9 protein-coding genes are annotated in these 12,163 nt (G+C 72.0%); 8 read left to right on the top strand and 1 reads right to left on the bottom strand.

The window, feature by feature from the left end; translation table 11 throughout:
* The first annotated feature begins 5 nt into the window (after positions 1-5).
* The 7 genes from ACZ7DL_RS07930 (at position 6) to ACZ7DL_RS07960 (ending at position 10,622) form a co-directional block, all read left to right on the top strand.
* Positions 6-1,484, top strand: coding sequence for a 3' terminal RNA ribose 2'-O-methyltransferase Hen1 (locus tag ACZ7DL_RS07930; protein ID WP_470772304.1), 1,479 nt, complete (start codon positions 6-8; stop codon positions 1,482-1,484).
* A complete protein-coding gene (locus ACZ7DL_RS07935) occupies positions 1,481-4,060 on the top strand; it encodes a polynucleotide kinase-phosphatase (protein WP_470772305.1) in 2,580 nt (859 codons plus the stop codon). Before ACZ7DL_RS07930 ends, ACZ7DL_RS07935 begins: the two co-directional genes overlap by 4 nt.
* 192 nt (positions 4,061-4,252) lie before the next feature.
* Positions 4,253-6,100, top strand: a complete 1,848-nt coding sequence (locus ACZ7DL_RS07940; protein ID WP_470772306.1) for a RiPP maturation radical SAM C-methyltransferase — start codon at positions 4,253-4,255, stop codon at positions 6,098-6,100.
* Positions 6,097-6,636, top strand: a complete 540-nt coding sequence (locus tag ACZ7DL_RS07945; protein WP_470772307.1) for a DUF5825 family protein — start codon at positions 6,097-6,099, stop codon at positions 6,634-6,636. Before ACZ7DL_RS07940 ends, ACZ7DL_RS07945 begins: the two co-directional genes overlap by 4 nt.
* 120 nt (positions 6,637-6,756) lie before the next feature.
* Complete coding sequence (locus ACZ7DL_RS07950; protein ID WP_470772308.1) at positions 6,757-7,980, top strand: arginine deiminase; 1,224 nt, start codon at positions 6,757-6,759, stop codon at positions 7,978-7,980.
* A 63-nt stretch (positions 7,981-8,043) separates the two neighbouring features.
* A complete protein-coding gene (gene argF, locus ACZ7DL_RS07955) occupies positions 8,044-9,066 on the top strand; it encodes an ornithine carbamoyltransferase (RefSeq protein WP_470772309.1) in 1,023 nt (340 codons plus the stop codon).
* Between the two features lie 110 nt (positions 9,067-9,176).
* Positions 9,177-10,622 carry an amino acid permease gene (locus ACZ7DL_RS07960; RefSeq protein ID WP_470772311.1) on the top strand — a complete coding sequence of 482 codons (1,446 nt, stop codon included), beginning with the start codon at positions 9,177-9,179 and terminating at the stop codon, positions 10,620-10,622.
* On the opposite strand, the gene ACZ7DL_RS07965 is transcribed toward ACZ7DL_RS07960, so the two are convergent.
* Positions 10,582-11,034 carry an ATP-binding protein gene (locus ACZ7DL_RS07965; protein WP_470772313.1) on the bottom strand — a complete coding sequence of 151 codons (453 nt, stop codon included), beginning with the start codon at positions 11,032-11,034 and terminating at the stop codon, positions 10,582-10,584. The genes ACZ7DL_RS07960 and ACZ7DL_RS07965 overlap by 41 nt on opposite strands.
* Before the next feature lie 298 nt (positions 11,035-11,332).
* On the opposite strand from ACZ7DL_RS07965, the gene ACZ7DL_RS07970 reads away from it, so the two are divergent.
* Positions 11,333-12,160 (top strand): enoyl-CoA hydratase family protein, encoded by an 828-nt coding sequence (locus tag ACZ7DL_RS07970; RefSeq protein ID WP_470772315.1) that lies wholly within the window; start codon positions 11,333-11,335, stop codon positions 12,158-12,160.
* Positions 12,161-12,163: the final 3 nt, after the last annotated feature.

Below are 12,163 nucleotides of genomic sequence, written 5' to 3' on the forward strand. Positions count from 1 at the left end.
ACAGCATGTTCGTGACGATCTCCACCACCGGTACGGCCGAGAGGCCGGCCACTGACCTCGGGTACCTGCTGCACAAGCACCCCGGCAAGGCGCAGGCCTTCTCCACCTCGTACGGCAAGGCGCACGTCTTCTACCCCGAGGCGGACGCCGAACGCTGCACGGCCGCCCTGCTGCTGGAGATCGACGCCGTCGCCCTGGTCCGCCGGGGCAAGGGCAAGGGCCGCGGCGGCGCACCCGACGCGGCCCTCTCGCAGTACGTCAACGACCGCCCCTACGCGGCCTCCTCGCTGCTCGCGGTCGCGCTGAGCGGCGTCTTCTCCAGCGCCCTGCGCGGGGTGTGCAACGCCCGCCCGGAGCGGGCCGCCGCCCCACTGCCGCTGCGCATCGAGGTGCCCGCGCTGCCCGCCCGCGGCGGCCCGGACCTGGTACGGCGGCTGTTCGCACCGCTCGGCTGGACGGTGACCGCCGACCCCGTCCCGCTCGACACCGCGTTCCCGGAGTGGGGCGACTCGCGGTACGTGCGACTGCTGCTGGAGTCGGAGCGACTGACCCTCGCCGAGGCGCTGCGCCACCTGTACGTGCTGCTGCCGGTGCTCGACGACGCCAAGCACTACTGGGTCTCCTCCGACGAGGTCGACAAGCTGCTGCGGGCCGGCGAGGGCTGGCTGGCCGGCCACCCCGAGCAGCAGCTGATCACCAACCGCTATCTGTCCCGGCGCTGGTCGCTGACCCGGCAGGCGCGGGAGCGGCTGGAACTGGTGCGGCTGGCCGAGGCCGACGACAGCGCGGTGGAGGAGATCGACAACGCGGTCGCGGAGGAGACCGAGGCGGAGGAGAAGCCGACCCCGCTCGCCGAGCAGCGCCGGGCCGCGATCCTGGCCGCGCTGAACGCCTCGGGTGCCGCCCGGGTCCTCGACCTCGGCTGCGGTGAGGGCCAGTTGGTGCAGGCGCTGCTGAAGGACACCCGGTTCACCGACATCGTCGGCGTCGACGTGTCCGTACGCGCGCTGACCATCGCCGCCCGGCGGCTGAAGCTCGACCGCATGGGGGAGCGGCAGGCGGCCCGCGTCCGGCTCGTCCAGGGCTCCCTCGCCTACACCGACAACCGCCTCAAGGGCTACGACGCCGCCGTGCTCAGCGAGGTGATCGAGCACCTCGACCTGCCCCGGCTGCCTGCCCTGGAATACGCCGTGTTCGGCCACGCCCGCCCGCGCACGGTCGTCGTGACCACCCCGAACGTCGAGTACAACGTCCGCTGGGAGAGCCTGCCCGCCGGCCATGTCCGGCACGGCGACCACCGCTTCGAGTGGACCCGCGAGGAGTTCCGCGCCTGGGCCGCGGCGGTGGCCGGACGGCACGGCTACGACGTGCAGTTCGTTTCCGTCGGCCCCGACGACCCGGAGGTCGGGCCGCCCACCCAGATGGCCGTTTTCGAGATGAGCACGGCCACGATGCACACCCTGAAGGAGGCGAAGACAGCATGACCGCGACAACGCACAAGGGACGGGTCCTCCCCGTCACCGACCTCTCCCTGGTCGTCCTCGTCGGCGCCTCCGGCTCCGGCAAGTCCACCTTCGCCCGGCGGCACTTCAAGCCCACCGAGGTGATCTCCTCCGACTTCTGCCGCGGCCTGGTCTCCGACGACGAGAACGACCAGAGCGCGACCCGGGACGCCTTCGACGTCCTGCACTACATCGCCGGCAAGCGGCTGGCCGCCGGCCGCCGTACCGTCGTGGACGCCACCAGCGTGCAGCAGGACGCCCGGCGTCAGCTGATCGAGCTGGCGAAGAAGCACGACGTGCTGCCCATCGCCATCGTGCTGGACATGCCCGAGGAGGTGTGCGCCGAGCGCAACGCGGCCCGCACCGACCGGGCCGACATGCCCCGCCGGGTCATCCAGCGGCACATCCGCGAACTGCGCCGCTCGCTGCGCCACCTGGAGCGCGAGGGCTTCCGCAAGGTGCACGTCCTGCGCGGGGTGGAGGAGGCCGAGAACGCCACCGTCGTCACCGAGAAGCGCTACAACGACCTGACCCACCTCACCGGCCCCTTCGACATCGTCGGCGACATCCACGGCTGCTCGTCCGAACTGGAGTCGCTGCTGGCCGAGCTGGGCTACGTGGACGGCGTGCACCCCGAGGGCCGTACCGCCGTGTTCGTCGGCGACCTGGTCGACCGCGGCCCGGACAGCCCGGGCGTGCTGCGCCGGGTGATGGCGATGGTGAAGTCGGGCAACGCGCTGTGCGTGCCGGGCAACCACGAGAACAAGTACGGCCGCCACCTCAAGGGCCGCAAGGTCCAGCACACCCACGGCCTCGCCGAGACCGTCGCGCAGATGGAGGGCGAGAGCGAGGAGTTCAGGGCTGAGGTGCGGGAGTTCATCGACGGACTGGTCAGCCACTACGTCCTGGACGGCGGCCGGCTGGTGGTCTGCCACGCCGGCCTGCCGGAGAAGTACCACGGCCGCACCTCCGGCCGGGTCCGCTCGCACGCCCTGTACGGCGATACCACCGGCGAGACCGACGAGTTCGGGCTGCCGGTGCGCTACCCGTGGGCGGAGGACTACCGGGGCCGCGCGGCCGTGGTCTACGGCCACACCCCGGTCCCGGAGGCCACCTGGCTCAACAACACCATCTGCCTGGACACCGGTGCCGTCTTCGGCGGCAAGCTGACCGCGCTGCGCTGGCCGGAGCGCGAGCTGGTCGACGTACCGGCCGAGCAGGTCTGGTACGAGCCGGCGAAGCCGCTGCGCAGCGAGGCGCCCGGCGGGCAGGACGGCCGGCCGCTGGACCTGGCGGACGTGCACGGCCGCCGGGCCGTGGAGACCCGGCACGCGGGCATGGTGGCGGTCCGCGAGGAGAACGCGGCGGCCGCCCTGGAGGTCATGAGCCGCTTCGCGACCGACCCGCGCCTGCTGCCGTACCTGCCGCCGACCATGGCACCCACGGCGACCTCCGAGGTCGAGGGCTACCTGGAGCACCCGGAGGAGGCCTTCGCGCAGTACGCGCGGGACGGGGTGGCGCGGGTGGTGTGCGAGGAGAAGCACATGGGCTCGCGGGCGGTGGCCCTGGTGTGCCGGGACGCGGAGGCGGCGCGCAAGCGGTTCGGGGCCGGGGGTACCTCCCGCGCGAACGAAGCCGAGCGTGGGGGAGGGCCCACCGGCTCGCTGTACACCCGTACCGGCCGGCCGTTCTTCGACGACGAGAAGGTGACCGAGGAGATCCTCGGCCGGCTGCGTTCGGCGATCACCGACGCCGGTCTGTGGGACGAACTCGGCACGGACTGGCTGCTGCTGGACGCCGAGCTGATGCCGTGGTCGCTGAAGGCCTCGGGGCTGCTGCGCGGACAGTACGCGGCCGTCGGCGCCGCCGCCGGCGCGGTGTTCCCCGGCGCGCTCGCCGCTTTGGACGCGGCGGCCGCGCGCGGTGCCGACGTGGGCGGCCTGCTCGCCCGGCAGCGGGAACGCGCCGCCGACGCCGCCGCGTTCACCGCCGCCTATCGCCGCTACTGCTGGACCACCGAGGGCCTGGACGGGGTCCGGCTGGCCCCCTTCCAGCTGCTGGCGGTCCAGGGCCGCAGCCTCGCCGCGCTGCCGCACGACGAGCAACTGGCCCTGATCGACCGGCTGGTGGAGCACGACGGCACCGGACTCCTCCAGACCACCCGGCGGCTCTACGTCGACACCGGCGACCCGGAGTCGGTCCGCGCGGGCGTCGACTGGTGGCTGGAGATGACCGGCCGGGGCGGCGAGGGCATGGTTGTCAAGCCGCTCGGCGCGCTGGTGCGCAACGGGGAGGGACGGCTGGTGCAGCCCGGCATCAAGTGCCGGGGCCGCGAGTACCTGCGGATCATCTACGGTCCCGAGTACACCCGGCCGGACAACCTCGCCCGGCTGCGGCAGCGGTTCCTGAACCACAAGCGGTCGCTGGCCCTGCGCGAGTACGCCCTCGGCCTTGAGGCCCTGGACCGGCTCGCCGACGGTGAGCCGCTGTGGCGAGTGCACGAGGCGGTGTTCGGGGTGCTGGCGCTGGAGTCGGAGCCGGTGGACCCGCGCCTCTAGACCGTCCGTCACACAACGCCCTTGTGTCGCACACACATCTGTCCATATGGTGGACAGCCGTGCGGCACAAGGGTGTTCGCATGCCGTGAGGGGAGTGGTGGACGTGGAGATCAAGAAGGTCGTGGTCCGCGAGGACCGGCGGAGCACCACCCGCCGGCCGGCGATCCTGGAGAAGCGGCCGACCCGCTGAGCATGCGCGTCCATCTGGTCACCATGCCGTGGCATCCGCTCGACCTGCCCTCGCTCCAGCTGGGCCTGCTGAACCGGATCGTGCGGCGGGCCCGCCCCGGGGACGAGGTGACCGAGTTCCACGGCTCCCTGCGCTGGGCCGAGTTCCTGCTGGAACACTCCGGCGGCCGGCTGCGGCCGGGTGACTGCGTCGAGGTCGGCAGCGACGCGATCTTCCATGGCCTCGGCGACTGGGTCTTCTCCGGCGCCCTGTACGACGACCCCGGCTGGGGCACGGCCCGGCTCCGGGACTACGCGGCCGACCGGGGCGTCTTCATCGACACGGCCCTGGCGATGCGCCCGTACGCGGCTCCCTTCATCGACGCCTGCGCCACCGAGGTGCTGGCGGCCGCGCCGGACGTGGTCGGGTTCACCAGCACCTTCATGCAGAACGTGCCGTCGCTCGCCCTGGCCCGCGAACTCAAACGAAGACGCCCGGCGCTGACGGTCGTCCTCGGCGGCAGCAACTGCGACGGCCCGATGGGCCACGCCCTGCACCGCAACCACCCGTTCGTCGACCACGTCGTCCGCGGCGAGGCCGAGTACGCCTTCCCGGCCCTGTTGCACCACCTCGACGCGGGCACCGAGCCCGTGGACGTCCCCGGCCTGTGCTGGTGGGACGGCGCGGTGTCCCGGGCCAACACGGAAACCCGGCGGACCGTCGCCCCCGCCGACATACCCTCGCCCGACTACGACCAGTGGCAGGCCGCCCTCGACGCCTCCCCGGTGCAGGAGTACCTCCACCCGAAACTGGTCGTGGAAGGCGCCCGGGGCTGCTGGTGGGGCGAGAAGCACCACTGCACCTTCTGCGGGCTGAACGGCACCACGATGGCCTTCCGGGCCAAGCCGGGCGACCGGCTGTGGGCGGAGATCGAGCGGCTGGTGCGCCGCCACCGCATCCTCGACGTGGTCACCGTCGACAACATCATCGACATGGCCTACTTCCGCGACTTCCTGCCCCGCGTGACCGCGAGCGGCTGGGACCTGCGGCTGCACTACGAGGTCAAGTCGAACCTCACCCCCGCCCAGCTCCGGCTCCTCGGCGCCTCCGGCACGGTGCACATCCAGCCCGGCATCGAGAGCCTGGGCAGCCGCGTCCTGGACCTCATGGACAAGGGCGTCACCGGCGCCCGCAACGTCCGCACCCTGCGTGAGTGCGAGAACCACGCCCTGACGTGCTCCTGGAACCTGCTGTACGGCTTTTCCGGCGAGAGCGCCGACGACTACACGCCGGTCATCGACCAACTCCCCGCGCTGGTCCACCTCCAGCCGCCCAGCGGCGCCCACCGCATCCAGCTGGAGCGGTTCAGTCCGCACTTCACCGACCCGGCCCTCGGCTTCGGCAAGCGCCGCCCGGCCGAGATGTACCAGCACGTCTACGACCTGCCCGAGGAGGAACTCGCCGACCTGGTCTACCTGTTCGACACCGAGCCCACCGGCATCACCGGCCCGGTGGAACGGCGGCTGACGGAGGCGGTGGCCGCCTGGCGGGCCGGACACGCGGACTCCCGACTGCTGTTCGAGGAGGACGGCCCCGAGCTGCTGGTGCACGACCGCCGGCACGGCCGCCCGCCCGCCACCCACCGCTTCACCGGCTGGCGCGCCACGGCCCTGCGCCACCTGGAGGACGGCCGGACGGTCCCCGCGCTGCACCGCCTGCTGACCGCCGACGGCCACGAGGTGCCGGAAGAGGCCCTGGACGCCTGGGTCCGGCAGGCGCTCGTTCTGGGGCTGCTGTTCCGGGACGGCGCCACCTTCGTGTCCCTGCCGACCTGGGGCGAGCCGGTCCGGCTGCCCGAGGGGTCCGGATGAGCGGGCTGCCCGGCACCGTGCCGCACCGGCTCACCGGGCGCCGGGTGACGGCCGCCGAGCCCCTGGACCTGAGCGGCGAGGGCCGTCGGACGGCGGAGGCCGTGCGGTTCCTGCGGGAGTGCCAGAGCCTCGGCCTGCACGTCGGCTGGCGGGCGACGGGCCGGCCGGCGTACGACCCGCGCATCCTGTACCACCTGACCCCGCCCGCCGAACTGCCCGCCGCACAGGGGGCGTTGACCGACTGGCAGGAGGCTTACGGCCATGGGCTCCTCTACCACCGGCGTGGCCCGGGCTTCGTCACGGTCCTGGACCGCAGAGAGCGCGGCACGGCCGTCCGGCTCACCCTGGACCATCCCGCTCTGCTCGCCGCCTTCCTGCGGCTGCTGGAGCCCACTCCCGTCGGCGCGCTGGACGCGGTCGAACAGGAGGCGCTCGGGCTGCTCGTCGCCGAGCGGCTGGCCCTGGCCTGCGGAGGCTGGGCGGTGACCCTGCCTCCGCGCATCCGCCGGTGGCCCGTGCCGTGCACCGCGATCTGAGGAGCGCCGCGGTCGGCGGGCGGCACCGGAAGCTCCTTCTCGTCGGCAGGATGAAAACAGGAAGGGGCGGAAACGGCCAAGAAGGGCGTGAAGGCGGGCGTCTATGGCCAGGATGGTGGCATGGCATACCACGTCGACTCCGAGGCCGGGCGGCTGCGCCGCGTGATCCTGCACCGGCCCGACCTCGAGCTCAAAAGGCTCACTCCCAGCAACAAGGACGCCCTGCTGTTCGACGACGTGCTGTGGGTGCGCCGGGCGCGCGCCGAGCACGACGGGTTCGCCGACGTTCTGCGCGATCGCGGGGTCGCCGTCCACCTCTTCGGCGACCTGCTCGCGGAGGTGCTGGAGCTGCCGGCCGCGCGGGCGCTCGTCCTGGACCGGGTCTTCGACGAGAAGGAGTACGGTCCGCTGGCCACCGATCACCTCCGGGCCGCCTTCGAGACCCTGCCCGCGCGCGAGCTGACCGAGGCCCTCGTCGGCGGGATGACCAAGCGGGAGTTCCTGGAGGCGCACGAGGAGCCGACCTCCGTGCGGTTCCACGTCATGGACCTGGACGACTTCCTGCTCCGCCCGCTGCCCAACCACCTCTTCACCCGTGACACCTCGGCGTGGATCTACGACGGCGTCTCCATCAACGCCATGCGCTGGCCGGCGCGGCAGCGCGAGACCGTGCACTTCGAGGTGATCTACCGGCACCACCCGCTCTTCCGTGACGAAACGTTCCACATCTGGTCCGAGGGGCAGGCGGACTACCCGTCGACCATCGAGGGCGGCGATGTCCTGGTGATCGGCAACGGTGCCGTCCTCATCGGCATGAGCGAGCGCACCACCCCGCAGGCCGTCGAGATGCTCGCGCACAAGCTGTTCGCCGCCGGGTCGGCGCACACGATCGTCGCGCTCGACATGCCCAAGAAGCGTGCGCTGATGCACCTCGACACCGTGATGACCATGGTCGACGGCGATGTCTTCACCCAGTACGCGGGCCTCGGCATGCTCCGCTCGTACACCATCGAGCCGGGCAGCGCCGACAAGGAGCTCAAGGTCACCGACCATCCGCCGGAGCACATGCACCGCGCGATCGCCGCCGCCCTCGGGCTGAGCGAGATCCGCGTCCTGACCGCCACCCAGGACGTCCACGCGGCCGAGCGCGAGCAGTGGGACGACGGCTGCAACGTCCTGGCCGTCGAGCCCGGTGTCGTCGTCGCCTACGAGCGCAACGTCACCACCAACACCCATCTGCGCAAGCAGGGCATCGAGGTCATCGAGATCCCGGGCAGCGAGCTGGGGCGGGGAAGAGGCGGCCCCCGGTGCATGAGCTGTCCCGTAGAGCGAGACGCCGTATAGAAATGTGAAGGCTCGTATAGAATTCCATCATCATCCCTTGTAGTCGTACCTCTGGAGCGCCCCATGGCGACAGTCCCGACCGCCCTCGCCGGCCGCCACTTCCTCAAGGAGCTGGAATTCACCGAGGAGGAGTTCCGGGGCCTGGTCGAGCTGGCCGCCGAGCTGAAGGCGGCCAAGAAGGCCGGGACCGAGACCCGGTATCTCCAGGGGCGGAACATCGCGCTGATCTTCGAGAAGACCTCGACACGCACTCGCTGCGCGTTCGAGGTCGCCGCGGCCGACCAGGGCGCCTGCACGACCTACCTCGACCCGTCCGGCTCGCAGATCGGGCACAAGGAGTCGGTGCGGGACACCGCCCGTGTGCTGGGCCGGATGTACGACGCCATCGAGTACCGGGGCGACAGCCAGGCCAAGGTCGAGGAGCTGGCAGCATACGCCGGCGTGCCCGTGTACAACGGCCTCACCGACGACTGGCACCCCACCCAGATGCTCGCCGACGTGCTCACCATGACCGAGCACAGCAGCAAGCCGCTGCGGAAGATCACCTTCGCCTACCTCGGTGACGCCCGCTTCAACATGGGCAACTCCTACCTGGTCACCGGCGCCCTGCTCGGCATGGACGTGCGGATCGTCGCCCCGAAGTCCTACTGGCCCGCCCCGGAGATCGTCGACCGTGCGCAAGCACTCGCCGCCGCCAGCGGGGCGCGCGTCACGCTGACCGAGGACGTCGCCGAGGGCGTCGCGGGCGCCGACTTCGTCGCCACCGACGTCTGGGTCTCCATGGGCGAGCCCATGGCGGTGTGGGACGAGCGGATCGCGGCCCTTTCCCCGTATGCCGTGACCATGGACGTGCTGCGCGCCACCGGCAACCCGGACGTGAAGTTCCTGCACTGCCTGCCGGCCTTCCACGACCTCGGCACCACGGTCGGCCGGCAGATCCACGACACCCACGGCCTCACGTCGCTGGAGGTGACGGACGAGGTCTTCGAGTCCGCCCACTCCGTCGTCTTCGACGAGGCCGAGAACCGCCTGCACACCATCAAGGCGGTGCTGGTCGCCACACTCGCCCGGGAAACCCTTGCCTGACCCGCCTCACCAGGCCGTATCCTGGCCGGCGGCCCGGAGCCACCCCTTCCGAGGCCGCCGCCGCGCCGCTACGACAGGCGCCCGCACCACCAGAAACGAGCACCACCCGCATGCCCGCTCCCCGCATCAAGTCCCCGCACCTGCTCGTCGCCGAATCCGGAGCCGACCGCGAGGGACACGGCCTGAAGCGCACCATGGGCCTCTTCCAGCTCATCTGCTTCGGCGTCGGCGCCATCGTCGGCACCGGCATCTTCGTCGGCCTCTCCGACTCCGTCGCCCAGGCCGGCCCTGCCGTCGTCGTCTCCTTCATCCTCGCCGCGCTGACCTGCGTCTTCACCGCCTTCTCCTTCGCGGAGCTGGGCGGCGCGATCCCGGTCTCCGGCTCCTCGTACTCCTTCGCCTACGCCGGCCTCGGCGAGTCCACCGCCTTCCTGGTCGGCTGGTGCCTGCTGCTGGAGTACGGCATCTCCATCTCGGCCGTCGCGGTCGGCTGGAGCGAGTACGTCAACGAGCTGCTGCACAGCCTCACCGGAGTCCAGCTCCCGGCCGCCCTGTCCGCGGGCCCCGGCGACGGCGGCGTCGTCAACCTCCCCGCCGTGCTCGTCATCGCCATGGCCTCCGTGCTGCTGGTGCGCGGGGTGCGCGAGAGTGCCCGGGCGACGGCCGCCATGGCCGCGGTCAAGCTCGCGATCCTGCTCGCCTTCTGCGTCATCGGATACAGCGCCTTCAAGGACGGCAACCTCACCCCGTTCTCCCCGGCCGGCCTCGGCGGCATCGGCGCGGGCACCACCGCCGCGTTCTTCTCCTACATCGGCTTCGACGCGATCACCACGGCGGGTGAGGAGGCGAAGAACCCGCGCCGGGACATCCCCGTGGCGATCCTCGTCTGCATGGGCCTGGTCACGCTGCTCTACTGCGCGGTCGCGCTCGCCGCGATCGGCGCCATCGGCGGCGACCAGGTCGCCGGCCGCCCCGCCGCCCTCTCCTACGTCGTCAACCAGGTCACCGGCTCCGCCGTCGGCGGCGGCGTCATCGCCTTCGGCGCGGTCGTCGCCATCGCCTCCGTGGTCCTCGCCGTGATGTACGGCCAGACCCGCATCCTGATGTCGATGTCCCGGGACGGCCTGATCCCGCGCGTCTTCGAGAAGGTGTCCCCGAGGACCTCGACGCCGGTCGCCGGCACGCTGATCGTCGCCGTCGTCTTCGCGGTCCCGGCGGCCTTCGCCTCGCTCGACGCCGTGATGAACCTGTGCACCATCGGCACGCTCGCCATCATGGCCGTCGTCAACATCGCGGTGATCGCCCTGCGCCGCCGCGAACCGGCCCTCGCCCGCAGCTTCCGGGTGCCGCTCTACCCGGTGGCCCCGCTGCTCGGCGTCGGCTTCTGCCTGTACCTGATGTACGAGACCGGCTGGCAGACCTGGCTCCAGTTCGCCGTGTTCCTCGTGGTGGGCCTGCTGGTCTACGTCGCCTACGGCCGCCGGCACTCCACGCTGGCGCAGCCGGCGTCCGAGGTCACGTCGGCCGTCGCTGAGCGGGAACCGCAGGCAGTCTGAACCACACCGCCTTGCCCGACGGGGTCGGGCGGTGACCGCAGGAGGAGCTGAGGGCGCGGATCAGCAGCAGGCCGCGCCCGCCCTCCTGCCACACGTCCGGCTCCTCGATCACGGGCCGGGTCAGCTGGCCGGGCGGCGCCGGGTCCGGGTCGTGCACCTCGACCTGGCAGCCGGTCGGCGCCAGCTCCACCACCAGCTCGATCGGCCCGCGCCCGGCGGTGTGTTCCACCGCGTTCGCCACCAGCTCGGCCGTGAGCAGCTCCGCCGTGTCATGGTCGGCCGTGTGCTGCACCTCGGTGAGCGCCGTACGCACCAGGGCGCGCGCCACGGGCACCGCGGCGGTGGTGTGCGGCAGCGCGATGCGCCAGGAGGCCGATGGGGCGGGGCGTTCGTGCAAGGCGAGTCCGTTCATGGAGCAGGCTGTCCTGCTTTCAACCTCAGAAATGGTACGGGGCCCGGCCACAGGGACCGTCGTCGGGCACCGCCCGGGACCTTCGGCCCCGGCTACCGGGCGGCTTACCCAGGCCGACCGGCCGCCTCGCGCGCCCGCGCCCTCTGTTACCGCGCTGTCGCCAACCGGTGACCGATGTGACCGGCGGCGGGCGGACCCCGACAGACGTGTCGCGCGCCGGTGACGACAGTCACAAACAAGTGATAACTTCGTGGGACAGAGCAACGTACGGCACCGCCGCCCTAGGAGGCCGCACGTCATGAGTCCCTTCACCGGCTCCGCCGCCCGCACCGCGGCCTGGGAGCATCTGCGGGTCCGGGTCGCCGACGGGGTGGCCACCGTCAGCCTCGCCCGCCCCGACAAGCTCAACGCCCTCACCTTCGGCGCCTACGCCGACCTGCGCGACCTGCTCGCCGAACTGTCCCGGGAGCGCTCGGTCCGCGCCCTGGTGCTGGCCGGAGAGGGGCGCGGCTTCTGCTCCGGCGGCGACGTCGACGAGATCATCGGCGCCACCCTGTCCATGGACACCGCCCAGCTGCTCGACTTCAACCGGATGACCGGTCAGGTCGTACGGGCGATCCGCGAATGCCCGTTCCCGGTGATCGCCGCGCTGCACGGCGTGGCGGCCGGCGCCGGCGCGGTGCTCGCCCTGGCCGCCGACTTCCGGGTCGCGGACCCCTCGGCCCGCTTCGCCTTCCTCTTCACCCGGGTCGGTCTGTCCGGCGGTGACATGGGCGCGGCCTATCTGCTGCCCCGGGTCGTCGGTCTCGGCCACGCCACCCGGCTGCTCATGCTCGGTGACCCGGTACGGGCCCCCGAGGCCGAGCGCATCGGCCTGATCAGCGTACTGACGGAGGAGGGCCACGCCGACGAGGCGGCCGCCGAGCTGGCCCGCCGCCTGGCCGACGGCCCGGCCCTGGCCCACGCCCAGACGAAGGCCCTGCTCACGGCCGAGCTGGACATGCCGCTGGCGGCATCCGTCGAGCTGGACGCCGCGACCCAGGCGCTGCTGATGAACGGCGAGGACTACGCGGAGTTCCACGCGGCCTTCACGGAGAAGCGCCCGCCGAAATGGCGGGGGAGGTGAGTC

The sequence above is a fragment of the Streptomyces sp. NPDC036984 genome, from assembly GCF_055607665.1.